A 22,828-nucleotide genomic window follows, 5' to 3' on the forward strand; every position below is an offset into this window, starting at 1 on the left:
CGTTATTGCTCAGCGTAGGCATCTATTTCTGGGCAGGAATGCTGTCCACAAGCGCCGTCATCCTTGCCTGTCCCGAATGCGGCCGGCAGACGAAAATACTCGGGAAAACGGACCGGTGCATGTTTTGCAAAACGATGTTAACGTTCGACCCATCCCAAGCAACCGATGGCGCAGACAACGACATTAAATCTGAAAACGCTTCAACAGAATTGAAAAATGAATCTCTTCCTAAAATGTGAGAAAGAGCTTAAACTTTGCGATAAGTAAAACAAGCCGACCGACGGCAAATTCGCGCATTCACCCGCTGCGTAAATCCGTCGATCGGCTCTTCATAGTGTTCGGCGATCAAAGCTGCTTCAGGATCTTTTATTCAGCGCTCCTTCAATAACGCTCCAAATATCGTCGCTTTGAAAGGACCGGTTCCAGGTGGCAACGCCGGCGAGCCCGTACCGGTTGGCCAGATCCACCCGCGCTTTAATCGAAAGCGCGTCTTCGATCCATATCCGGTTAAGCGCCCCGTTCTCGGAATATTCCACATAATTTTGACCGGTTGCGGCATCATAAACAGGAGCAAGCTTTTTAGCCGCGATGATTTCACGGACCCGGTCCATTCCGACCGCTTTGGAAGAGACCTTCCTTTTTCCGTTTTGCCCGATCGTCTCGGTCCAAATTCTTGTGTAGAGGGGCATGCCAAGAATAAGCTTCGCCGGCGGTATTCCATCCTCCTCCACAAGGCGGTCCACCGCTCTTTTCACCCACGGCATCGAAGCGACCGATCCGGAATTCGGACTCGAAGCCCAGTGTTCATCGTAAGCCATGAGCATCATATAATCCACGCTCTGGATGAGCGCCGGCCGGTCGAGAAACAGCGACCACAGCTCGCTGTTGGATTTTGGCGTGACATCGATCGATACGACGAGATTTTGCTCGTGCAGCATCGGAGTCAGCTCGCGCACAAACTGGACAAGATTTGCTTTGTCGGCCGTTCTTACATTTTCAAAATCGATATTGATTCCTTGCAGCCGGTACATCTTCGCGTACGCGAGAAGCTGCTGGATCATATAAAACCGCGTTTCGACCGTAGAAAGCGCCTGGGTCGTCCGTTTCGGCTCAAATCCGTTGCTGAATACCGCCCACAGCTGAATGCCGCGGTTTCGCGCCCAATTGACATAATGACTGTCGGCCTTGCTGCGGATTTGGCCGCTTCCGTCAAGAAGCTCAAACCAGGTCGGACTGATTACATTGACTCCCGTCAGCTCCGAAAACCCGGACGGATCGGGATCTTTTTTGTAGACGGCTTCCCATGTTAAATTAATTTTACTGCCGATTGTTTTCCAAGCGATAAAAGGCGGCTCGTCAGGAAGGGACTCGAACTGCCGCACCTTGCCGAGGATGAGATCGGATTTGCGTGCATAGCCCGCATAACCGCCCGGTCCCTGCACGTAATACCAGCCGTCCCGCTCCCCCATACCCGTATGTTGTCATCTGCATCCTTGGGCGCTTCATCGACGATCGGAGCGCGGATCGTAGCCTTTTCGCGGATCAACAGGTTGTCCTTTTTTACCGCCGCCTGCTGAACGGCGTCGCCGGCTTTGAACAACGTTACCGCGCCAGTGGAAGCGGACACCGATGCTTGAATGCCGTAAAGCTCCTGCAGCGGCGTCAAAGGGATATACAGCGTGCCGTCCACGCTCTCCGGGGCAAAAGCAAGCTTGATCGTCTTGCTGTTCATTTTTGCCGTAAGAGCATCTGTCTGCATCCGCATCACTTTAGTGGTAGTCGTCAAAATAACCGATTCAGAGTCCGGTTCATATCTGATTTCCTCGTCTCCCGCCAAATCCTGCACCGCTTCAAGCGGCAGCTTCACGGAATCTTCCCGCACGAGTGCGCCTTGTTTCAAAAACTCCCCTTTATAAAATAAAGGGTGCTTTGTCCCGTAGTCGGGAACGATATGCTTATTGTTCGGAATAAACCGCAGATAACCGGCCCATGCGCCGGCAACCGCTGCAAGCAAAAAACAAATCAGTACAAACAGCCGAAATCCTCCGCCGCGGCGGCGTCTTACCCTTACCGATAGGTTTTCCATTATTTAGTAGACACTCCTTCTGCTCCCATCCTTTGTTAATACGAAAGATTAGGGCAAAAAGTTGCTCTTCAGCGACCAATAAAAAAAAGTGCAATGCTGGAAGAATCACCTTCCATCACTGCACTTTTGTAAAACAAATAATTGCCTCATTAATGTTTGCCGGTGTTGCAGTTTGTGCAAACGCCGTATATTTCCATCCGATGGCCTTCAACTGTAAATCCGGTCTCACGCGACGCCGCCCGTTCAACCGACAGCAGAGGAGGGTGATCAAAATCGACGATGTCTCCGCACACTCTGCATATCGCATGGTAATGGTCGGATAAATCCGCATCAAAGCGGCTGGAATCGTCGCCGTACTTCAGCTCCCTCACGAGCCCGGCTTCCACAAATAACCGCAGATTATTATATATTGTCGCCACGCTCATACTTGGAAAATTAGGTGATAAAGCCTTATAAATCACATCCGCGGTAGGATGAGACATGGAATTCATCAGATAACTTAATATTGCGTGACGCTGCGGGGTCATGCGGACGCCATTCATCTTCAGCTGTTCCAAAGCTTGTTCAACATTGGCTCCCATACCCTTCACGCCTTTCCTAAGTTGTTGTAAACTATTTTACGCGCTTTCTTCCGATATTGTCAATGAAATGGGAATAGAAACGCCGATCTTAGGCCGGTCTAGCCCCGATTTACCCGGATGGTGACGTGTAACGGTTAATTGCAATATCGCTGTTGGCATCGACATTGATTCGGTACGTTCCGAGACCGATGGTTCCCTCAATCGTTTTGCTGTCGTTTGCGAGCGGAAGATCCGATGAAATCGAACCGAACGTAACGGAGCCGTAAACCGAGTAATCGCCGGACTCCGGAAGCCGGATATGAATATCGCCGATCGAACTGTCGACATCCCAGGAGCCTTCCACAACCGCGCTGGCAAGATCAATTTCACCGTTTAACGTATCGGCTTGGACGTTGCCCCGCACTTCATTGATCGAGATTTTCCCGTTCTTCGTTCCGGCCTCCGTATTTCCGTCAATCTGAGACAGTTCCAAACTTCCGTTGGAAGTGGACGCAGACAGATTGCCTCCAATGCCTTTGGCATACACATTGCCGTCCTTGGCCGAGAGCTTCGCATCGCCCGTTATGGCATTCGCCGTAATGTCTCCATATATAGTATGTGCGGATACAGATCCGGTAATGTCACGAATATTTATGAGGCCGTTCACATTGTTCACCGTCAGGCCGGCTGCCAGCCGAAAGCCGCTGATTGTTACGGGCCCGTTGCCAGCGTTCACTTTCATCTCGACGTCGTCCCTCTCCTGCCCGCTGCCGGAAGGTGAGGATGAACCGGTGCCGTTAAGGACATTACCGGCATCACTGATGCCGCTCCCCTCGATCTCATTATCTCCTTGGAGCGCTCCGCCGCCAAGGTTGCCTCCGCTTGGATGGTCCGGGACACCGTCCGGGACACCGCTTTCGGGCGATACGCCGCCGGGAGCTTCTCCGAGGGACACCGTTTCGACCGCCGCGGTATTTTCCGGCAGCAAAACGGTTATATTCATGCGCGGCTTACGCTCTCCGTTCGCTCCGTACGGCTTGCCCTTCGCCTCGATGACCATCTGCTCGCCGGATGCAATCTTCACTTCCGATTCGCCGGCGATTTTGTCCGCTTCCTGCTTGTTCTCGAGATCGATCCAAACGACCGTTTTGACAACGACCGAGCTGCCGCTTCCGCGCATCACCTTTATTTCTCCGTTCGGGTTATCGATGACCACTGTTTTAACCTTTTGCTCGGGCACCGCGGTTACGTCGTTCTTCGTATATTCATAGCCCTTCTCTTCGCCAAGATTGCCGATTCCGGCAATGCCGGTGTTCCACTGATCCAGCCAGCGGAATGGCAGTCCACCGTATTGCGTGATGACAAATGCGGTGGAAGCGATAAGAAAAGCGACAAACACGCCGGCCACATCGAATAGAAGCCGGCGATGGCGGCGGCGCGTCATGAGGCTGTATGCCGTCACTTCCAGCCCGATAATGATCAGAAGGGCCGGCCACCATTCGCCCAGCAGCGAAATGTCGTTGCGGCCCTTCACTTGATCCCATAGAAGAACGGCTCCGACAAAAACGACGAGAGCCGCCGCCGACCACCGGCCGAGAAGAAAGGCGCTGCTGCGGCTTCCCCACATCAACATCAGCAATCCGATGACAAGCAGACCCGCTCCGGAAGCATAGTCGCCGATCCAGTCGAGCCTCGGTTGAACGGCTGCAGGGGACGGATCAAAAACAGCAGCAGCGCGCCGGCGCCCATAAGCGCAGCGCCTTGAACGAATGTAATTGCGCTCTTGGCCGATGCCCCCGATTCCGAATGGGACAGTTCCGCCGGATGAGCGGAAGCTTTTTGCAGCGCATCAAATACGCTGACGAAATAAAGCACGGGCAGCGCAAGCCCCAAATAGACGAGCAGCAGAGCGCGGCTTCCTCCCGTAGAGTCGGAAAACCGGATCAGCGCCGAAATATCGAGAAAAACCGCTGCTAACAGCAGCAGCCCCCGCGTGTAATAACCGGCATAAATATGTCCCGCTCCGGGAACGATAAAGGCAAGCAAGCCCGCGAGCCATCTTTTCTTAGGTGATTTCGGTGAAATCGGCGAGTTCTCTCTCTCGATGCGGTCCTTCATTCCGTACTCACGGCATGTACACCTTCCAATCGTTTAATTTCGTCTAAAAGAACGATGATATTACCCGAATTTGGATATGAGACATTCAGCTTCAACATTACCCTCGGTTCTTCCAGCTCGACGTCGCCGTATTCCTGGAGCGTAATTTTCCGGATCGTAATTTCTCGCTCCAGCATCAACGCGCTGATCGCCTGGAACAACGTTGTACGCTCGTCGGCTACGATGGACAGGTGATGTTCTTTTTTTCCTGCGATATATTTTTTCTCCAGCTTGTTCAAAAACCAGAGAATAAGAAGCACCATTATCGTTGCGGATGCTGCAGCGAACAGAAAGCCCGCCCCAACCGCAAGTCCGATCGCCGAGACCACCCAAAGCGACGCCGCCGTCGTTAAACCCGTGATCGATTTGCCGGTAAAAAGGATCGTACCCGCTCCTAAGAAACCGATTCCTGTTATAACCTGAGCCGCCAGACGGGCGGGGTCCAGCCGTACGTTCGGTTCATTGACAAATTCGGCAAAGCCGTGTTCGGACAAAAGCATGAGCAGACACGAGCCGAGACAGACGAGCGCATTCGTACGCAGTCCGGCCGCATGATTCGATTGTTCCCTCTCAAAACCGATTAATCCTCCAAGCACCAATGCCAGCACCATTCGCAGCAGAATCTCCCATTCGCTAATGAACCATGGATTATGGCTTGTTGCTTGAATTGCTGTATTGACGGCCACTTTCCGCATCACAACCTTTCCAAGTGCATATCCGCAAAAAGGATAACGATTATATAGCATACTGCATACGTACGCCAGAGCATGTTTTTACTGCAGCGAACCTAGCATCTCCTTGAGTAATTGTAACACCTTATCCGCTTCTGTAAACGCAAAAAAAGCCGCCCCCGGCGCCGTATGGCGTAATGGGGACGGCATGGTCGATCGGCCGGGGTTACTTGTTCAGCCGCTCTGCGAGCAGCTTGTTCACAAGTCCGGGGTTCGCTTTGCCCTTTGATTCTTTCATCACTTGGCCGACGAGGAATCCGATCGCTTTTTGCTTGCCGGCTTTATAATCTTCCACGGATTGCGGGTTGGCTTCCACAATGCGGTCGACGATGGCAAGAATCGCTCCTTCGTCGCTGATCTGCACCAAACCTTGCTCTTCGACGATCTGCTGCGGCAGCTTGCCCGTCTCCAGCATCGATTTAAATACCGTCTTGGCGATTTTGCTGCTGATCGTGCCCTTCTCGAGCAAACCGATCATTTCGCCCAATCCTTGGCCGGTCACTTTAACGCCGTCAATGTCTAGATTGTTCGAGTTCAAGTAGCCGAGCAAATCGCCCATAATCCAGTTGGCGACCGCTTTGGCGTCCTTCGTGTAGCGCAGGCTTTCTTCAAAGAAGTCGGCCAGTTTTTTGGAAGACGTAATAACGCCCGCATCGTAAGATGGAAGGTCGTATTCCGCTGCATAACGCGCCTGACGGGCATCCGGCAGCTCCGGAATGGTAGCGCGGACGCGCTCCTTCCATTCGGCGTCGATATGGAGACGGACCAGATCCGGATCGGGAAAATAGCGGTAGTCATGCGATTCTTCCTTGCCGCGCATCGAAAATGTCTTGCCCTGGGAATCGTCCCAGCGCCGCGTTTCCTGCACAACTTGACCGCCGCCTTCCAAAATGTCCGCCTGGCGCCACTGCTCATATTCGAGTCCGCGCTGTACGCCGCGGAACGAGTTCATGTTCTTCAGCTCGGCGCGCGTGCCGAACTTTTCCTGTCCCCATGGACGAAGGCTGATGTTAGCGTCACAGCGCAGGCTTCCTTCTTCCATTTTGACGTCGGACACATCGCAGTATTGCATGATCGCTTTCAATTTCTCGAGATAAGCTTTCGCTTCCTCCGGCGTGCGGATGTCCGGCTCGGAGACGATTTCCACCAGCGGCGTGCCGACACGGTTAAAGTCGACCAGCGAAGCGAAGCCGCCGTCCACGTGCGTCAGCTTGCCCGCATCCTCCTCCAGATGAAGGCGGGTAATGCCGATCCGCTTTGTTTCCCCGCCCACTTCGATGTCGATCCAGCCATGCTCGCCGATCGGCTGATCATACTGGGAAATCTGGTACGCTTTCGGAGAATCGGGATAAAAATAGTTTTTGCGGTCGAACTTGCTGACGTCGGCAATGGTGCAGTTCAGCGCCATCGCCGCCTTCATCGCATATTCGACAGCCTGCCGGTTCAGCACCGGCAGCACACCGGGATGCCCGAGACAGATCGGGCACGTATGGCTATTCGGCGGAGCCCCGAACGACGTGGAGCATCCGCAAAAAATTTTGCTGTTCGTATGCAGCTCCACGTGCACTTCAAGGCCGATGACCGTTTCATATCGAGTCGCTTCAGACACTGCTATCGTTCCTCCTGCTTCTAAAAATTACAGCTGCGGGCGCTGTTTATGGAAATCCGTATGCTGCTCGAAGGCATAAGCCGCGCGCAGCATCGTCCGTTCGTCGAACGCCTTGCCGATAATTTGCAGGCCGACAGGCAATCCGTCCGCAAATCCGCACGGAATGCTCATGGCCGGAACGCCTGCCAGGCTGACCGGAACCGTACAAATATCGTTCATATACATCGTCAGCGGGTCGCCGACTTGTTCCCCGATCTTGAACGCCGTCGTCGGAGCCGTCGGCCCGATCAACACGTCGTACTTTTTAAACGCCTCGTCGAAATCGCGCTTGATGAGCGTTCTTACCTTTTGCGCCTTCAAATAATAGGCGTCATAGTAGCCGGAGCTTAGCGCGTAGGTGCCGAGCATAATCCGGCGCTTCACTTCCGGCCCGAAGCCCTGGCTGCGCGACTTGCGGTACAAATCGAGCAGATTATCCGGGTTGTCGGCGCGCACGCCGTAACGGACGCCGTCGAAACGGGCCAGGTTGGAGGACGCTTCCGAAGAAGCGAGCAGATAGTAGGTCGCGATCGCATATTCCGTATGCGGCATCGACACTTCCTCCCATGTCGCGCCGAGGCTTTCGTAAACTTTCAGCGCGGCCAGCACCGCTTCCTTCACTTTCGGGTCGATTCCTTCGCCCATATATTCCTTCGGAACGCCGATGCGCAGACCTTTCACGTCCCCGGACAATGCGCTGACATAGTCGGGAATGTCGACGTTGGCCGAAGTTGAATCCATTGCGTCGTAACCTGCAATCGCCTGCAGCACATATGCGGAATCTTCAACGTTTTTCGTCAGCGGACCGATCTGGTCGAGCGAAGAAGCGAACGCGACAAGCCCGAACCGCGATACGAGGCCGTAAGTCGGTTTCAGTCCGACGATGCCGCAGTAGGCGGCAGGCTGGCGGATCGAACCGCCCGTGTCGGAGCCGAGCGCAAAATAAACTTGTCCTGCCGCCACGGAAGCGGCGGAGCCGCCGCTGGAGCCGCCCGGAACATATTCGGTATTCCACGGGTTGCGGACCGGATAATAGCTGGAATTCTCGTTTGAACCGCCCATCGCAAACTCGTCCATATTCAGCTTGCCGACGGTGACGGAACCGGCCGTCTTCAGCTTGCTTACGACCGTTGCGTCGTAAATCGGGTTATAATTGCTTAAGAATTGACTGCCGCACGTCGTCAGCAGTCCTTCCGTTACGATGTTGTCCTTCACTCCGGCCGGCAGCGCGAACAGCAGCCCGCGTTCGGAGCCGTCCTTCAGTTTGTTGTCGAGATCCGCGGCGCCGGTGCGGGCGCGTTCTTCATCAAGCGTTATAAACGCCTTGATTTTCGGCTCCGTTTCGGCAATGCGCTTGTAAGACGCATCGGTCAGCTCTGCTGCGGAAATTTCTCCGCCTTTCAGCTTGTCATGCACTTCCTGCAGGCGTAAATCAAAAATGGCCAACAGTGGCCCCCCTTTCAATCGATGCAATATTAGTCCAGCACGGCCGGCACCTTAAACTGGCCGTCTTCATCGTCGGGCGCGTTCAGCAGCGCTTTCTCCACGTCAATGGACGGCTTTACTTCGTCTTCCCGCATCACATTGGCGATCGGAAGCACATGGCTGGTCGGCTCTATGCCGTCGGTATCCAGCTCGCTGAGCTTTTCCACATATTTTAAGATCGCATTCAATTGTCCTGTGAAAATATCTTTTTCCTCTTCGCTCAAATCAAGCCGGGCGAGGCCCGCCACGTGTTCGACGTCCTGAAGCGTTATGCTCATGCAGTCATGTCCTCCTTGGAATCATTCTTTCCATTATAGCGTATATCGGGCCGCCAACTCAATGAAAACAGAGCATAACGCATCACACATTAGCATCGCTGCCGGCCTGCCTAAGGTCACTTAACGACGACAAAGCGGAAACCCGCCCGATTCTCAAGGGTCTCCGCTTTATCGGTCACGCTGCTGGAACTTCGAAAGAACAAGCGGTCGTCCGCCTCTATCTAGTCGCGGACCTCGCCTCTTACACGGATATCGAGCTTTCCGCCGGGAGCCAGCACCTGCCCTTTCATGCCGCGCTCCGTCAGCTCCCGCACGAAATCTTCGGCGTCCTGGCGAATCGGCGCAAACGTGTCGTAGTGCACCGGAACGACCAGCTTCGCGCCGAACCATTCCGCTGCCTGGAGGGCGTCCTTCGGCCCCATCGTGTACCGGTCGCCGATCGGAATGAAAGCGACGTCGAAATGATTCCGCTCGCCGATCAGCTTCATGTCGGAATACAAGGAGGTGTCGCCGGCATGAAGAATGCTGCTTCCTTCCGCACGGACAATAAAACCGGCCGGCATGCCGGCATAGATGATGCGCTGCTCGTCCGGCAGAACGATGCCGGAGCTGTGGAACGCCTGGATCATCGTCACTTGGGCAAAGCCAAGGTCAAGCGTGCCGCCGATGTTCATATCGACCGTTTTGAGCCCTTTCCAAGACATGTATGTAGCGAGCTCATGGATGGCGACAACCGTTGCGTCGTTCGCTTTGGCGATCGCTTCGGCATCCAAAATATGATCCGTATGCGCATGAGTGAGCAGTACGTAATCGGTTTTAATCTCCTCCGGCTTCGTAACCGCCAGCTCGTTCCCTCTCAAAAACGGATCAATCAGCAGCGACTTGCCTTCCGATACGATTTGCACGCAGGAATGCCCATGATAAATAAGTTCCATTCGCGCATAACCTCCTGATTCGGATATGTAGTCTAACTCTCATTATTTACCCTTCCTGGCTGTTTGTACACAAGAAAGTACGATAATTTCGTTTCAGCTCTTCTACATTCCGCGGTGCGGGACGTCCATTGCGGATCGACTCAGGCAGCGCGTTCCATACTTCGACCAGCATCGGCAGCTCGAGCCCGAGCATGTGCATCAATGCGGCGTCCTTGAATACCTGCTCCGGCGTGCCTTCCGTGACGCACCGTCCCTTCTCCAGCACAAGCACCCAGTCCGCCCAAGCGTAGACAAGATTCATATCGTGGGTTGCCATAACCGTTGTCATGCCCCGGTTATGAATACGGTCCAGCTCGGCGATAAGCCGCTTCTCCGAGCTGCGGTCCAAATAGGCGGTCGGCTCGTCCAGCAGCAGCAGCTCCGGTTCCAGCACGAGCACCCCCGCCAGTGCGACCCGTTTTTTTTGCCCCAGACTTAAATGATGAATCGGCGTATCGGCAAGCGCCCCTAGCTCCAGCAGCTCCAGCATGGCATAGGTCCGCTCATGAATGTCCGCTTCGGCCATTCCGGCATTGCGCAGCCCGTACGAAACATCCTCATACGGCGTATTCAAAATAAGCTGCTGCTCGGGATCCTGAAACACAAGGCCGATCTGCCGGCGCAGCCGCTTCAGCTCCTTCGGCTTATAAGTCAGCGGCTCGCCCTTCCAGCGAAGCGTGCCTCCGTCCGGGCGGCAAATGCCGATAGACTGCAGAAACAGCGTCGACTTTCCCGAGCCGTTATGACCGCATATCGCCGTTTTTTTTCCTTCCGGTATGGAGAGGTTCAATTCACGCAAAGCCTGGGCGGCCGATCCGGGATAAGTATAGCTGAGCCGCTCGGTTTGTAAAATCGGTTTGATGATGAGAGCCTCCTTCCTAAAGCCGTCAAAACAGCAGTTCCAGTGCCAGCAGCACGGCGATGCCCGCACAGCCTTCCGCCTTGTACCGAAACGGAATGCGTCCGCTTTTGTATGGCGCCAAATGAATTTCGTTGACAAAACCTCTGGAAATGAGTCCGTTCGACAGCCCCTTGTACCGCTGCATCGCTTTGCCGAACAGCCGGACCACCAGGATGGCAATATCGCGGATCGTTCCGGCAAAGCCGTTGTGCCCGCCGCGCGAACGCTGCGCGACCGACATCCCGTAGGCGGTATCCGCCAGCACGAACAGGAACCGGTACGTCAGCAGCATGAGCTCCACGACGAGATGCGGCAGCCGCAGCCGCTTTAACACTTGCAGCAGCTCGGGCACCGGCGTCGTGAAAATGACAAAAAACAAACACGCGGAGCATGCCGCAATCCGGTCAAACGCAAGCGCGGAAGCCTGCACGGAAGCATACGGCACGTACAGGCTCCAGCCGAAGGCTTCGGCAAGAAGCCAGGCATCACCCGCGCCGCTTAAGCCGCCGCGCGTTATTTCAAGCAGCATCGCCGGCAGGCTCATCATAAAAAAGAGGCACGTCGAGCCGAATAGAACAAAATAAAAGCGGATCGGAATTCCGGCATAATAAACGGTCCAAATCGTCATCCACGCCCAAATCGCCGCTTGCACGAGCGGGTGGGTCCAATACGACAGCACAACCATCACGGCGGCAAAGCCGGTCTTCCACATCGGCGACACGGATCTGAACCGGTTGCCATACGACAGCGTATCGATGCTTTTGATCATCGCTTGTCCTTGTTCGACGACTTGGACGATCTGCCTTTAAACAAGCCGATCACATAACCGATAAAACCGGCTCCGATGGCGGCCTGCAGCGCAAACAGCATGCTTTCCGTTTCCGCGGGCGGCTCAAGCAGCGGCGTGAACCACGGCTCGAAGGAAGGATTAATCTCCCTGATCATCTCCTCGGCAGCTCCATCCGCTCCTGTGAACTCTCCATTCACAAGCAGCAGCGGCAAAACGCCCAGCAAAATAACCGCAGCCACGATTAACCCGTTTTTGACCTTATTGTTCATTTGCTGCCAGCTCCTTTCATTTTGCGCTGCAGTAACGAAAGCTCATTTCCGCTGTACGATTGCAGCCAGTTCCAAACCAGCACCGTCAGCAAACCTTCACTAACGGCAAGCGGAATTTGAGTCAGGGCAAAGATGCCGCCGAACTTCGCAAACGAAGCGATAAAACCGCCGTCCGCGGACGGAAAAGCGGCTGCCAGTTGAATCGACGTCACGACGTAAGTCGACAAATCGGCGAGCGCCGCAGCGGTGAAGATCGACAGCTTTTGCTTGCCGGTCGATTTCATGATCAACGTATATACCGCATATCCGACCATCGGCCCCGCCACCGCCATCGAGAACGCGTTTGCTCCCAGCGTCGTCAAACCGCCGTGAGCAAGCAGCGTCGCCTGGAAAAAAAGCACGATCGAGCCGAGCACGCTCATCGGCAGCGGACCGAACATGACGGCGCCAAGCCCGGTACCGGTCGGATGCGAGCTGCTGCCCGTAACCGACGGAATCTTCAGCGCCGAAAGCACAAAGGTGAATGCGCCGGCCAGACCCAGCATCAGCTTCAGCTCCGGCGCTTCTTTCGTTAATTTGATGAGCGAGCGCACGCCCAACATAAAAAACGGAATAAATACGGCCCACCAGAACATCGCCCATGCCGGAGGCAAAAACCCTTCCATAATGTGCATCGCATAAGCGGACCGGGGCTCATTGACCCATAAATAACAAACAAAACCCGCGATCAGCAATACAGCCGATTTGTTAACCTTCACAACCATTCCTCCTCTTTATATTCACACAAAAAAAACCAATCCCGGCTTATGCAGGATTGGTTTGGGCACGCATGAACAGACGACAAAAAGAAGTTCCCGGTCGTCGGCAGCAACAAACGTACACCAATTCCTTTCCGCGAAGGTCAATATGGCGATACAAACTAGGTAGGTCTCCTGGCTTCAGATCGACGTTTTCTTTTGTCTTCCCCGGTTTTACCCAAGTGACGTTCGAAAAGAAAACTCCCTGTATACAGTGGCGGGACCGCTCGGGATTTGCACCCGATTCCCTGTTACCCTTTGCATCCGCAAAGGCACCTAGTTTATTGGAATATGATTAGCTTTTAATTAAAACTATCATTTCCCGTCGTTGACTGTCAATTGAGATTTCGAAAGAGAGACAAGCCGAAACGGCGATCGCGGTCTCAAAGGGCGTACCATTAAAAAAAACCCTGAGGATAACCTCAGGGTTATGAGTGCGGCAAATATTAAATCCAGGCTTTCAAATTGACCTGCTTGATGAAGTCTTCGCGGCTTTGCACTTCTTTCGACCCCGCATCGGCGGTCTCTTCGTCCGAAGACTTGACGTTCATAATGCGGTTGAACAGCTCCTCGTTGCGAGTGGCAAGCGCAAAGTCGATCAGCGCCTCGCGTTCAACCCGGTCGACTTCCTGTTGAATCAGTGCAGCCTCAAGCTCCACATCTTCGCCCGGCAGCAGAAAACTCCGGTTCGCAGACGGCACGCGCACAACATATTCAAATATGCTGTCCGCATTGCGGTCATAAGCGATAATATATCCGTACTCCCCGATCGGAAGGTTCTGTTCGAAATGATCGGCCACAATGACGACCTTTTCACCCAGCTTCAGCATCGTCTTCGCCCCCTATCCTTTAGCCGTTCAACGTCTGTCCAATCTTCAACAGTTATGATGGCTTCTATTAAATTTTACTAGAAAAACGGAGGGCAAGCAAATAACTCTTTACTTTTTTTTAAAACTACCTAAAAAACGACTCCCCGCGGCTATTCAAAGGGGAGCGGAACCAATACGAGACACGGTTTACGGCAATTTAATCAGACCGCGGGCAAGGCTCGTGAGCCGCTTCGGTTCCGAGGCTGTGACCAGCACCGTATCCTCAATTCCGACGACGCCTCTTCCCGGAAATGTAAATTTCGGCTCGATCGCAATGACCATCCCGGCCTCCAGCGGCTCATTAAAGCCGCGTGCCAATACCGGCCATTCATCCACTTCCAGCCCGATGCCATGGCCGAGAAATTTCGCCTGGTCTCTCCCGTATCCCATGAAATGATCCGTTAGTCCGGCTGCTTCCGCGCATTGAAGCGACGCGGCGTAAATATCGGAGGGGAGCGCTCCCGGACGCATTTGGCCAAGCGCCATGTCCAATATCGTTTCCGTGACACCGTAAGCTTCCGTTAAGTCATCGGCCAGTTCGCCAATAACGGCCGTTCTCGTCTGATCGATTACGTAACCGTCGATGCAGCAGCCTACATCGAGCAAAATCGGCTCGCCGCGGGCAAACCGTTTGCGGCTTACGCTTTGCGGGGCCGACGGTCCGAGGCCGCGGCCTCCGGCAGGCCCGTCAAAGGCGGCGGGCTCGGCCGCCGCCGCTCCCGAAGCAACCATCCCCGTCATCACCGCCTGATTGTACGCGCGCATCCGCATCAGCCCGATATGTCCCCGTTTGCGGATCTCATATTCGTAGCGGGCGATCCACTCGAGCTCGGAGACGCCCTCCCGCACATGCTCGAGACAATTGTGAAACGCTTCAGCCGCTACTTTTGCCGCAGCTTCAATCCGGCCGACTTCCCACGCCGATTTGACGGAGCGGACCCGCCTGATGAGCGCGGACCCGTCGAGCAGGGAAGAATTGCCGTGCGAATCTGCTTCGCCGCCGGCCGCAGCCAACATTTCCGAAAGCTTCTGGCAGATGGAAGCGGGCAGCACATCGAGATCGGCGGCAATGCGCCGCTTCCCGCCATCCCGCATAACTGCCGGGAAATCGGCTGTAAGCGTCTCGCCGAATTGACGGAACGCCCCGAGCGGACGAACGGCAATCGCCGCTTCCGCCTCAGCCCGCTTCACGCTCCGCCGTACGTAATAGAGAGGGTCATCATCGGCCGGAAGAAATGCGTAACCATTTTGCATGGAGCCGGTGAAGTACAGCAAATCAACATCCTGAGTAAGCAGCAAGCCGTCAAGGCCCGCTGTTTTCAGCTCCGCCTGCGCACGGGCGATACGCTCCTTTATTTCCGCTTCAGGGATCCGCGCTTCCCCTTGTATGTACTCGTTCATGCCGGCTCACTCCCGTTCTTCGTTTTCCCTTCATTACAACAAATTTCAGATCACATCGTCAAATGGGTGCGCGAAAAGACCGGGCCAAAGCCCGGCCGCTTTCAATCCTCGCTATTTCCGCCCGATGCTTTCGGCGCGGTCAGCCTATTGTAGAAATCGACGATTTTATCCTTATCGGCGGAATTGCGCAGTGCCATAGCGGAACGCGGATGCTCGCCTAACATGCCGGTGATCATATAAGGGATGATGTAGCCCCACTCTTCTTTCTCGCGGAGCGGAAACATATATTTCTCAATCATATCGAGCACCGGACCAAGGCGGTACTTTGAATTTTTCATCCGGGCAATCAGCAATTCCGTCGGGCAGTTGCCTGCGGCGCGTCCCATGCCGTAGACGGAGGCATCCAGCAGTTCAACGCCTTTATCCGCAGCCGCTACAGTGTTGGCGAATGCCAGCTGCAGGTTATTATGCATGTGCGCGCCCAGACGCTTGTTCGGCAGATGGGTTTGGAATTTCTCCACCAGGGCATTGATGTCGCTTGGCATCAGGCTGCCGTAGGAATCGACGATATAGACAACATCGACCACGCTGCTCGCAATCGCCTCGAACGCGTTCATTAATTCGTTCTCGTTCACGCCCGAGAGCGCCATAATGTTTAGCGTTGTTTCGTAGCCGCGGTCGTGAAACACCTGTACCAGCTCAAGCGCTTCATCCACCTGGTGAATGTAGCAAGCAACACGGATCAGGTCGAGAAGACTTTGCCCGCGCGGTAAAATGTCGTTCTCATCAACGCGGCCGATGTCGACGAGGGCGGACAGCTTCGTATTCTTTTTCTCAGGGATCACGGTGCGAAGGAATTCATCATTTAGAAACCGCCAAGGGCCTGCGGCGTCGGTATTTTTGAGCAGCTTCGGCGAATTTTTGTAGCCAACCTCCATGTATTCGATGCCGACTTCGTTCAGGCACTTGTACAGATGCTGAACGAAGCCGACGCTGAAATCCCAATTGTTTACAAGACCGCCGTCGCGGATCGTGCAGTCGACGATTTTAATGTGACTCGCTTTCGCATTCATAGACCTTAAGCTCCTTTTTGCAAGACAAATTATCTGATCCTGGCTGGAACGGCTTATCTGCTATTGCCGCGTCTGCGGACCGCCGGTTTTCTCAAATGCCGGCGTGGGAAGGCTTGCTTGGGCACAGGTTTTGAATTTCGTTTGATTCTCTTTTTTGATCCGCCTTTCAGCGGCCGGCGTATCTTCTTCGTGTTCGCTGCCGCTTTTCTTCTTCCGAGCGTTGACCTCTTCCTCGCTGTGCGGGAAACGATACGATTGCTTTTTGGCTGCGGCACCGGAATCAGGACCGTAACTTGCGGCTCCGGTGCTTGAATCGGCACTGGCGCCGGCGCGATTGCATGCTCCGAAGGCGCCTCGGGAGCGGTGTCCACAATGATTATCTCCGCTGCAGCCCGCTGCTCTCTGCCCAGATCTTCAATCGGAATCACGAGCGTTTCCGGTATCGAACTTGAAGCCGGTAAAGCTTCTGCAGATACGACCTCCGTATTGACCTCGGATACGACTTCAGGTACGACTTCAGAAGCTTCAGTCAGAACCTCAGATACGGCCTCCTTAGCCTCCTTAGCCTCCTTAGCCTCCTTAGCCTCCTTAGCCTCCTTAGCTTCCTTAGCTTCCTTGTCACCGCCGGAACAGTTCGACGCTTGATCTTTTTTCCGTTTGGCCGAACCTCTCTTTTTGAAAGTTTCCTGTTCACAGGTTTCCTTCTTGTCGGATTTCCGCTTCAGCGCTTTGATCTTCTTCGGTACGATTTCAATCGATACCGTCTCGGGCGCCTCAGCTTCCTTCTCCGCCATCCGTTGTTCGACGTCCGAAACAATTGGGACCGCGGGCGGCTCCTCTGCTGCGATCTCAGATGCCGGCTCCTTGACTTCGGCGGCTTCGAGCAGCTTCTCCGGAACGATTGCGTCCTCCGCCTCTTCCAGAGGCGTTTGATCAGCCTTTATCATCTCGGGCGCCGCGTCTTCTCCTTCTGTCGTCCTTTCCTTGATCTCCAAGTCTTCAATTTTTCTTTTTTTCAGCTCCTGCTGAATAAATTGTCTCCACGTCTCTTCCTCGTCAATGCTTGAAATCGTAACCGAAACGCTCCTTTCAGCTTCCCTTTCGCCGGCTTCCTCGTAATCGCCGGCTGGATACAACGATTGATCGCGTTTCAACTCGGCCAAAACTTCCCTCTTCAAAATTTCATTCATCAGCATCTTGTCGAAGACGTCCCTTAGTTCCAGCTGGAGAAATGTCTCCGGCCTGAAGATGATTTCTTTCAAGTATTTATAGCTTTCATGAGGGAAGCTCAGGTCGATCCATAATAAATCAAACGTCTCCCGATCCAGCGGATTCGTTCGATGGTAGGCTTCTATCATGCTGCGAATCCACGTTACGTCCCAGCCGCCCCGGGCCTCCATCGTACCAGAAATCAATTGCCGAAGGTCCTGGATCGGGAGGCCATAGGAGACGTCGAACAGATCGCTCATCCACAGGTCTCGGGGATTCGTCCGTCCGTTTCGTTTCGACCACTCGCAGCCATTGAAAGCAAGGCCCCAAAACGGCCCCCCTTTGGCAACCATCTTGTCGTAGGTCGATTCCGGAAAAAGCTGAAGCGTATCCCACGCTTGCTGCTCGAAAAGGTCAAGGTGGGAAAGCAGCAGCTTGCTTGCTTCGGATTCAGGCTGCAACTCGGCAATATAGCGGTACCCGCCCATTTCCTCGATGCTCTTCTCGTAAGATTCGCCCCATTGCGAGGAGTAAACGGATTCGGATGGCGGAACATATCCTTTAGAGCGACGATGAAGATCGCCAAGAGCAACGCACAGGGCTCGCGCCTCTTCCGGATCGGCTGCGGATATCGGCCCCAGCGGTTCGATCCGCTCCGTCACAATCCACAGCTTGCTTCCGGCTTCTACAAATGCATGCCCTTTCTTTGTCGGAATCAGCGCCGGTACTCGGGCCCCTTGCTTTGCAAGATAGTCCTGTGCCCCGATACTGAATAGACTTCTCTGCCGATTGCTGTAAAGCACCTTCAAGCTCCGGGGACCTTCGTTTGTCGAAAGCTTCCAGATCGCCCCCCCTTTATCCGGCTTCGCAGAAATCAGCGTCATCTCGCGCACTTCCATTTCGTAAAGCCCCAGCACTTGTCGTGCAACGCTCTCCACTACCGGCTGCACACTGTGACTATGCACACTGTCAGGGGAATCAGCTCGCATGAGATGACCCCAGTCCTCTATCCGAATATCATTCACAGGTAGTCCTCCCTGGCTTTTGTCTATATGACACTTCGTTTTCCATGTTTATGTTATGGCATGCAATCCGCTTGCGGAATGTACAAGAGCGGAATTTCCGTCCATGCTTGGAATAATGTGCTATATCCCATAGAAGCGACTACACGCACACATATAATGAGATAAGGAAGTCGTCAGGAAGCCGGATCTTCCTTGCCTTCTTACTTGATTTTCCGCCGTAACGGTACACTTGTCTAAATATTGATCACAGATGCCTAACACTTAAAATCGTGATTCCCCATACATTGTGAAATGTGATTTCCGATAGGAGGTTGATCTATGGTAGAGGACAAGGATCGCAAGCAACGATTCGAACAAGCCGTGAAGCTCCATCAAAGAGGTGTAAACGGGGAAAAAAAAGCGGCAGCAGACGCTTACAAGCTGCTGGCCGAGCTGCGTGCGGCCGAACCTTCAAATGCAAGGCTGGAAGCTTATTACGGCAGCACATTGACTCTGATGGCCCGGGATGCCCTTCAACCGTTGGAAAAAGCGGATAAAGCGCAGCAAGGATTAAATGCGCTCGATCGTGCGGTTTCGATGGATCCGGACCGGATCGAAATTCGTTTGATCCGCGCGAATGTGTGTCTGCGGCTGCCGGAAGATTTTTTTCATCGTTCGAAAACGGCTATTGAGGACTTCTCATTTTTGCTCGCCCGCTATGAAACGAATCCGGGCCTGTTTTCCAAGGAGCAGCTCATCCAAATCTTAAATAATCTTGGCGCGTCTTACCGCAATGCGGGAAAACCGAATGAAGCGAATGCCGTTTCGCAACGCTTGGCCCAGTTGGATCCGAAATCTTAACATTTTGGCGTTTAGAGAGAAAAAAGTAACACCAAAGGAGGGAGACACCTTGACAACAATTTCGTCGAAGCAAACGAGTTTTGTGGCAAATATTGTGTCATCTTTAGTGGATAAAGCGATAGACACAGCGCTTGCGCCGCTGCAAGGAGATGTGAAGACGCAGAAGAAAGAGAAGTCGGAAAGGAAAGATAGATCGGAAAGGAAAGAGAAGTCGGAAAAGAAAGCGAAGTCGCATCCGGCATCGGATGCCGCGTTCGAGACACGGCTGGCCGAAGCGATCAAGCTGCACAATGATGGTGTGGCGGGAAACCAAAACGCCGTTCAGCAAGCAAACCGTGTGCTCGCACAATTGCGCAAGGATTATCCAGGACACCCGATTGCAGATGCGTTTCACGGCAGCGTGATGGCATTGATTGCACGGGACGAGTCGAACCCGATCGAACGGCTGCAATTGGCGAGGGGCGGGTTGAAGCTTCTCGACGGAGCAGTGGCCGCCGATCCGCAGGACAGAACGATCCGCATGCTTCGCGGCAACGTCGCGTACCAGTTGCCGGAGACGTTTTTTCACCGGACAGAAACCGCAATCGAAGATTACCTCGTCCTTATCAACGGGGAACTGCGCAATCCGGGCAGCCTCGAGAAGGAAACGTACGCTAAACTGGTCTATGAGCTGGGCGATGCGTTCCACCGGATCAATCGTCAGCAGGAAGCGAAATTGTGCTGGAGAAGGCTTGTTCAAGAGAAAGATTCGAAATATTCCCGTCTCGCAATGCAAAGGCTGGGGTTGAAAGCCGACTCCGCCGGGCAGGAAACGAACGGGGAAAGCGATTTATCGGAACTGACAGCCGACAAAACGCTCGGCCTTTACGATTGGCTCGGAGCCTTGGTATGTATCGCCGGGGTATCGATCGTGCTGTGGATGAACCAACGAAAATAAACTTCAGGAGGAGATGAAAAAGTATGACAAACGAAAACCAGGACGTATCCGTTATTACAGACGAATTAAAGCAGGAATCATCTATTTTAGCGGAAAAACTTACGGCTGCCCTTAAAAGCGGGGCGCAGGTTGCAGGCGAACAAATCATGGAAGCGGTGCAGGAGCTCGTCGGGCCGTCTTCCCTTTTAGTTGAAAAGTTCGCGACAGCCGTAAAAAACGGAAAGAAATTTTCAGGCGAATCCGTCATGGAGGCGGTAGGAGAATTCGCCGAGCCGTCGTCCATATTTGCGGATAAAATCGCGGCAGCCGTCAAAAAAGGAGCCCGTCATGCAAGCGAACAAATGATGGAGGCGGGAGTGGCATTCGTTCAATCGCTAAAGGAGTCCAAAACGAATAAAGTCTAAAAACGCCGCAATATCGTTCTTATCCGTTTAACCAAAGGGAAGGCCCTAAGCCGTCAAGATCGGCTTAGGGCCTTCCCTTTAATATCTTCATTAGCCATTCCCTGATCCGTCCGGCCGCTTCGGGGAGCTTGCGGTGTTAGGAACCGTTATCTCCGGGACCGCCTCGTCCGTTTTTATGTGGAAACCATGCGCAAGTGCGGCGTATTCAGCGAGCGATCTCGCTACTCCCCTGTTCGCTGCTGTTCGTTCAGTACTTGTTTCAACCGGTGCCGGAGGAGATCCGGATTAAAGTATTCCAGCAAATAGATGCCTGGAACAGATTCGAAATAAATCGCGTATTTCTTGAATGGCGACCGCTCGTTCTCCCGGGCAAAATGAAGTTTGATCGGCTTTTGAAACAAATCGACCGCTTCCTGCTCGTTCCTCCACCCAAAATCGGCCACCTTTCGCGACGTCGGCAGCCCGAGTGCGCTTACCGTCTTCCCGATTCCCTCATGCTTGGAGGAGATCGCTTCAAACATGGGGGCCGGCACGAATTTCGAACATACGAGTGCAATATTGTGAGAAACGACGAAATGAGTTTTGTTGCTAATAAGAATAGATTCTCTAATATAGTAAGGAGCCCCCGAGGATTCGCCCAACAATCCGGCATGCTCTTCATTGATTTGTTCTTGCCGGATGACGTGAACGGACATCGTTTCATCCATCAACGTTTCCAGTATATCCGTCGTTCGTCCATCCGTCCTGAGCAGGATTTCAAACAACAACCGGTGTAAAAATTCAAAAATCGTGTTCCGATTTGGGGAGTCCATATCCATCATTTCTTTACTCGTCACGTTAAGACCCTCCTTTAACGGAATGTGCCATCTTTCTGCTTTGCAATCCATTGCGCCAGTTCACGGCGGTCGGCCTTTCCGGCGGCGTTAAGCGGAATCTCCCCGACAAACCAAATCGATGAGGGAACTTTATAACGAGCCAGGCGGCTTTCGCAGTGTGCCAGCAATTCCCGCTTCTTATCAGTCTCCGCTTCCGCATCGTTTCGATCTTGGGTACGCAAACGAACAACGGCGACCGGTTCCTGCGTTTGTTCCGGATGTTCCATCCCGAGCACAACAGCCTCCTCGACGTCCGGCGCGTCCTGCAGTACGTTCTCCACTTCTCCGGGAAAGAAATGAAATCCGCTACGATTGATAATGTCGTGCTTTCTGCCGGACAAATACAAATATCCATGTTCGTCGAGAAAGCCCAGATCGCCGGTCTTGACGTAATCGCCCGCGCACGCCCTGCTCGTCGCTTCCGGATCCTGATAATACTCTCTCATTCGATAACGGCTCTTGACCCATACTTCCCCTACTTCACGTGGGGGCAGCTCCCGCCCATGCTCGTCTGTTATTTTTACGTTAACGAAAAATGCGGGCCGCCCGCACGATCCTTCCTTGTCCGCCCATTTGTCGTCATCAATCATCGCAATCGCCGACAGCTCGCTGGTTCCGTACAAATCAGTCGTTCGCAAGTGCGGCAGCAGCTTCTTCAGTTTTTTCTTGAGCGAATGGGTCAGCGGCGCTCCGGTTGACATGATATGCTTCACGGACGGCGGAAACTTGCCGCCACCCTTCTCAAGATGATCCAGCCACCGCGTCAGGTCGCTTGGCCCCAAGCTGACGAAAAAGATGCGATGCCGCTCAATCAAATTCGTCCATACGCCAGGTTCGGCTTGCCGGGACAACACGACGGTGTTGCCTTCTTGCAGAATGTTGCAGGCTGCCGTCATGTGGGCGCGGAAAAAGAGCGGCCTGCACAGCAATTGCAGCAGCGGCTCCGCTCCAGAGCCCGCCGCCGGCAGCGCCAAATCAAACAAAGCTTTGGATACGGCAACGCCTTTCGGTTTACCGGTCGTCCCCGACGTAAAAAACACGATTTCCGTTCTGCGCCGGACCGGCAGCGCTTCAAGGGACGGATATCGGTCATAGTCAAAGTCTTCCACAAACCAAATTTGGAACGGAACTTCACGAGCAAAAGTCATAACTCCCGCGAGTGGACGAGTTGTAATCAACAATCCCGTATGGGCGGCGGCCGCCAAACTTAGAATGTCTTCCGGCGTGTATTGGGAGTTCAACACAAACGGCACGACATCCGTTCGAATGGTCGCAACCAATACTTCAATAAATTCGGCGCGGTTAGGAAGAAGCAGCATAACCCCGCTGCCCGGCGTAACGCCAGCCTCTTGCAAAGCGCCGGCCCAACGGCCCGCGCGCTCGTGCAGCTCTCCGTACGAAATGACAGCATGCTCATCAATAACCGCAAGTCGTCCCGGATTTATTGCAGCCCATCGGGCTATCGATTTTGAAACTTCGTCCATCACAGGCACCTCTTGTTCAAAGTAGGTATAATGCC

The 22,828-nt window shown here is 53.8% G+C and carries 24 protein-coding genes and 1 riboswitch (1 of these 25 only partly in view); of the genes, 4 read left to right on the forward strand and 20 right to left on the reverse strand.

Annotated features, from left to right (window positions below; genetic code table 11):
* Positions 1-239: the 3' portion of a YgzB family protein gene (locus VN24_RS03380; protein WP_045669267.1), read on the forward strand. 160 nt of this gene lie to the left of the window's left edge; 239 of the gene's 399 nt are visible here — the last part of the coding sequence; the start codon falls outside the window, past its left edge; the stop codon is at positions 237-239.
* A 117-nt stretch (positions 240-356) separates the two neighbouring features.
* On the opposite strand, the gene VN24_RS28025 is transcribed toward VN24_RS03380, so the two are convergent.
* The 18 genes from VN24_RS28025 to VN24_RS27585 form a co-directional block, all read right to left on the reverse strand.
* A complete protein-coding gene (locus tag VN24_RS28025) occupies positions 357-1,061 on the reverse strand; it encodes a glycosyl hydrolase family 18 protein (protein WP_420798623.1) in 705 nt (234 codons plus the stop codon).
* 245 nt (positions 1,062-1,306) lie between these two features.
* Positions 1,307-2,086 (reverse strand): stalk domain-containing protein, encoded by a 780-nt coding sequence (locus VN24_RS28030; protein WP_238590816.1) that lies wholly within the window; start codon positions 2,084-2,086, stop codon positions 1,307-1,309.
* Positions 2,087-2,235: 149 nt separating this feature from the next.
* A complete protein-coding gene (gene perR / locus VN24_RS03390) occupies positions 2,236-2,667 on the reverse strand; it encodes a peroxide-responsive transcriptional repressor PerR (protein WP_045669268.1) in 432 nt (143 codons plus the stop codon).
* Positions 2,668-2,776: 109 nt separating this feature from the next.
* Entirely contained in the window at positions 2,777-4,279 is a 1,503-nt protein-coding gene (locus VN24_RS03395; protein ID WP_045669269.1) for a DUF4097 family beta strand repeat-containing protein, read from the reverse strand.
* A complete protein-coding gene (locus VN24_RS26135) occupies positions 4,279-4,764 on the reverse strand; it encodes a DUF6677 family protein (protein ID WP_052702758.1) in 486 nt (161 codons plus the stop codon). The genes VN24_RS03395 and VN24_RS26135 overlap by 1 nt, the downstream gene beginning before the upstream one ends.
* Positions 4,761-5,498, reverse strand: coding sequence for an MgtC/SapB family protein (locus VN24_RS03405; protein WP_045669270.1), 738 nt, complete (start codon positions 5,496-5,498; stop codon positions 4,761-4,763). The genes VN24_RS26135 and VN24_RS03405 overlap by 4 nt, the downstream gene beginning before the upstream one ends.
* 202 nt (positions 5,499-5,700) lie before the next feature.
* On the reverse strand, positions 5,701-7,143 hold the full coding sequence (gene gatB, locus VN24_RS03410; RefSeq protein ID WP_045669271.1) for an Asp-tRNA(Asn)/Glu-tRNA(Gln) amidotransferase subunit GatB: 1,443 nt from the start codon (positions 7,141-7,143) through the stop codon (positions 5,701-5,703).
* 27 nt (positions 7,144-7,170) lie between these two features.
* A complete protein-coding gene (gene gatA, locus VN24_RS03415; RefSeq protein ID WP_045669272.1) occupies positions 7,171-8,628 on the reverse strand; it encodes an Asp-tRNA(Asn)/Glu-tRNA(Gln) amidotransferase subunit GatA in 1,458 nt (485 codons plus the stop codon).
* Positions 8,629-8,657: 29 nt separating this feature from the next.
* The gene (gene gatC / locus VN24_RS03420) at positions 8,658-8,945 is read right to left on the reverse strand and encodes an Asp-tRNA(Asn)/Glu-tRNA(Gln) amidotransferase subunit GatC (protein WP_045669273.1); all 288 of its coding nucleotides are present in this window, start codon (positions 8,943-8,945) and stop codon (positions 8,658-8,660) included.
* Positions 8,946-9,166: 221 nt separating this feature from the next.
* Entirely contained in the window at positions 9,167-9,880 is a 714-nt protein-coding gene (locus tag VN24_RS03425; RefSeq protein ID WP_045669274.1) for a metal-dependent hydrolase, read from the reverse strand.
* A gap of 46 nt (positions 9,881-9,926) precedes the next feature.
* Positions 9,927-10,781, reverse strand: a complete 855-nt coding sequence (locus tag VN24_RS03430) for an energy-coupling factor ABC transporter ATP-binding protein (RefSeq protein ID WP_045672918.1) — start codon at positions 10,779-10,781, stop codon at positions 9,927-9,929.
* Between the two features lie 25 nt (positions 10,782-10,806).
* Positions 10,807-11,589, reverse strand: a complete 783-nt coding sequence (gene cbiQ, locus VN24_RS03435; RefSeq protein WP_045669275.1) for a cobalt ECF transporter T component CbiQ — start codon at positions 11,587-11,589, stop codon at positions 10,807-10,809.
* Entirely contained in the window at positions 11,586-11,879 is a 294-nt protein-coding gene (locus VN24_RS03440; RefSeq protein WP_045669276.1) for an energy-coupling factor ABC transporter substrate-binding protein, read from the reverse strand. Before VN24_RS03440 ends, cbiQ begins: the two co-directional genes overlap by 4 nt.
* The gene (locus VN24_RS03445; RefSeq protein ID WP_238590817.1) at positions 11,876-12,637 is read right to left on the reverse strand and encodes an energy-coupling factor ABC transporter permease; all 762 of its coding nucleotides are present in this window, start codon (positions 12,635-12,637) and stop codon (positions 11,876-11,878) included. The genes VN24_RS03440 and VN24_RS03445 overlap by 4 nt, the downstream gene beginning before the upstream one ends.
* Before the next feature lie 147 nt (positions 12,638-12,784).
* Positions 12,785-12,971, reverse strand: a riboswitch (cobalamin riboswitch).
* Between the two features lie 151 nt (positions 12,972-13,122).
* Entirely contained in the window at positions 13,123-13,506 is a 384-nt protein-coding gene (locus tag VN24_RS03450) for a hypothetical protein (RefSeq protein WP_045669278.1), read from the reverse strand.
* Positions 13,507-13,692: 186 nt separating this feature from the next.
* On the reverse strand, positions 13,693-14,946 hold the full coding sequence (locus VN24_RS03455) for a M24 family metallopeptidase (protein ID WP_045669279.1): 1,254 nt from the start codon (positions 14,944-14,946) through the stop codon (positions 13,693-13,695).
* Positions 14,947-15,047: 101 nt separating this feature from the next.
* The gene (locus VN24_RS03460) at positions 15,048-16,019 is read right to left on the reverse strand and encodes an aldolase catalytic domain-containing protein (RefSeq protein WP_045669280.1); all 972 of its coding nucleotides are present in this window, start codon (positions 16,017-16,019) and stop codon (positions 15,048-15,050) included.
* 53 nt (positions 16,020-16,072) lie between these two features.
* A complete protein-coding gene (locus tag VN24_RS27585; protein ID WP_082083596.1) occupies positions 16,073-18,253 on the reverse strand; it encodes a CotS family spore coat protein in 2,181 nt (726 codons plus the stop codon).
* A gap of 318 nt (positions 18,254-18,571) precedes the next feature.
* On the opposite strand from VN24_RS27585, the gene VN24_RS03470 reads away from it, so the two are divergent.
* Genes VN24_RS03470 through VN24_RS03480 form a run of 3 tightly spaced genes read left to right on the forward strand, consistent with a single transcriptional unit; the run spans position 18,572 to position 20,434 of the window.
* Positions 18,572-19,093 carry a hypothetical protein gene (locus tag VN24_RS03470; protein WP_045669281.1) on the forward strand — a complete coding sequence of 174 codons (522 nt, stop codon included), beginning with the start codon at positions 18,572-18,574 and terminating at the stop codon, positions 19,091-19,093.
* Between the two features lie 49 nt (positions 19,094-19,142).
* Positions 19,143-20,030 (forward strand): hypothetical protein, encoded by an 888-nt coding sequence (locus VN24_RS03475; RefSeq protein WP_052702760.1) that lies wholly within the window; start codon positions 19,143-19,145, stop codon positions 20,028-20,030.
* 23 nt (positions 20,031-20,053) lie between these two features.
* Entirely contained in the window at positions 20,054-20,434 is a 381-nt protein-coding gene (locus VN24_RS03480) for a hypothetical protein (protein WP_052702761.1), read from the forward strand.
* A 221-nt stretch (positions 20,435-20,655) separates the two neighbouring features.
* On the opposite strand, the gene VN24_RS03485 is transcribed toward VN24_RS03480, so the two are convergent.
* Both VN24_RS03485 and VN24_RS03490 read right to left on the reverse strand, forming a co-directional pair.
* Positions 20,656-21,270, reverse strand: a complete 615-nt coding sequence (locus tag VN24_RS03485) for a 4-hydroxybenzoate synthetase (protein ID WP_238590818.1) — start codon at positions 21,268-21,270, stop codon at positions 20,656-20,658.
* Between the two features lie 14 nt (positions 21,271-21,284).
* A complete protein-coding gene (locus VN24_RS03490) occupies positions 21,285-22,793 on the reverse strand; it encodes a class I adenylate-forming enzyme family protein (RefSeq protein ID WP_045669282.1) in 1,509 nt (502 codons plus the stop codon).
* Between the last annotated feature and the right edge of the window lie 35 nt (positions 22,794-22,828).

This window comes from Paenibacillus beijingensis (assembly GCF_000961095.1).
GTDB classification, from domain to species: Bacteria; Bacillota; Bacilli; order Paenibacillales; family Paenibacillaceae; genus Paenibacillus_O; species Paenibacillus_O beijingensis.

Bases quoted from the DNA above. Each gene is read 5' to 3' on its own strand.
- perR (WP_045669268.1), bottom strand. From the start codon at position 2,667: ATGGGAGCCAATGTTGAACAAGCTTTGGAACAGCTGAAGATGAATGGC.
- VN24_RS28025 (WP_420798623.1), bottom strand. From the start codon at position 1,061: ATGATCCAGCAGCTTCTCGCGTACGCGAAGATGTACCGGCTGCAAGGA.
- VN24_RS03455 (WP_045669279.1), bottom strand. From the start codon at position 14,946: ATGAACGAGTACATACAAGGGGAAGCGCGGATCCCTGAAGCGGAAATA.
- VN24_RS03470 (WP_045669281.1), top strand. From the start codon at position 18,572: ATGGTAGAGGACAAGGATCGCAAGCAACGATTCGAACAAGCCGTGAAG.
- VN24_RS03440 (WP_045669276.1), bottom strand. From the start codon at position 11,879: ATGAACAATAAGGTCAAAAACGGGTTAATCGTGGCTGCGGTTATTTTG.
- VN24_RS03460 (WP_045669280.1), bottom strand. From the start codon at position 16,019: ATGAATGCGAAAGCGAGTCACATTAAAATCGTCGACTGCACGATCCGC.
- VN24_RS28030 (WP_238590816.1), bottom strand. From the start codon at position 2,086: ATGGAAAACCTATCGGTAAGGGTAAGACGCCGCCGCGGCGGAGGATTT.
- cbiQ (WP_045669275.1), bottom strand. From the start codon at position 11,589: ATGATCAAAAGCATCGATACGCTGTCGTATGGCAACCGGTTCAGATCC.
- VN24_RS03480 (WP_052702761.1), top strand. From the start codon at position 20,054: ATGACAAACGAAAACCAGGACGTATCCGTTATTACAGACGAATTAAAG.
- VN24_RS03425 (WP_045669274.1), bottom strand. From the start codon at position 9,880: ATGGAACTTATTTATCATGGGCATTCCTGCGTGCAAATCGTATCGGAA.
- VN24_RS26135 (WP_052702758.1), bottom strand. From the start codon at position 4,764: ATGAAGGACCGCATCGAGAGAGAGAACTCGCCGATTTCACCGAAATCA.
- VN24_RS03395 (WP_045669269.1), bottom strand. From the start codon at position 4,279: ATGTTGATGTGGGGAAGCCGCAGCAGCGCCTTTCTTCTCGGCCGGTGG.
- gatC (WP_045669273.1), bottom strand. From the start codon at position 8,945: ATGAGCATAACGCTTCAGGACGTCGAACACGTGGCGGGCCTCGCCCGG.
- VN24_RS03405 (WP_045669270.1), bottom strand. From the start codon at position 5,498: ATGCGGAAAGTGGCCGTCAATACAGCAATTCAAGCAACAAGCCATAAT.
- VN24_RS03450 (WP_045669278.1), bottom strand. From the start codon at position 13,506: ATGCTGAAGCTGGGTGAAAAGGTCGTCATTGTGGCCGATCATTTCGAA.
- VN24_RS03490 (WP_045669282.1), bottom strand. From the start codon at position 22,793: ATGGACGAAGTTTCAAAATCGATAGCCCGATGGGCTGCAATAAATCCG.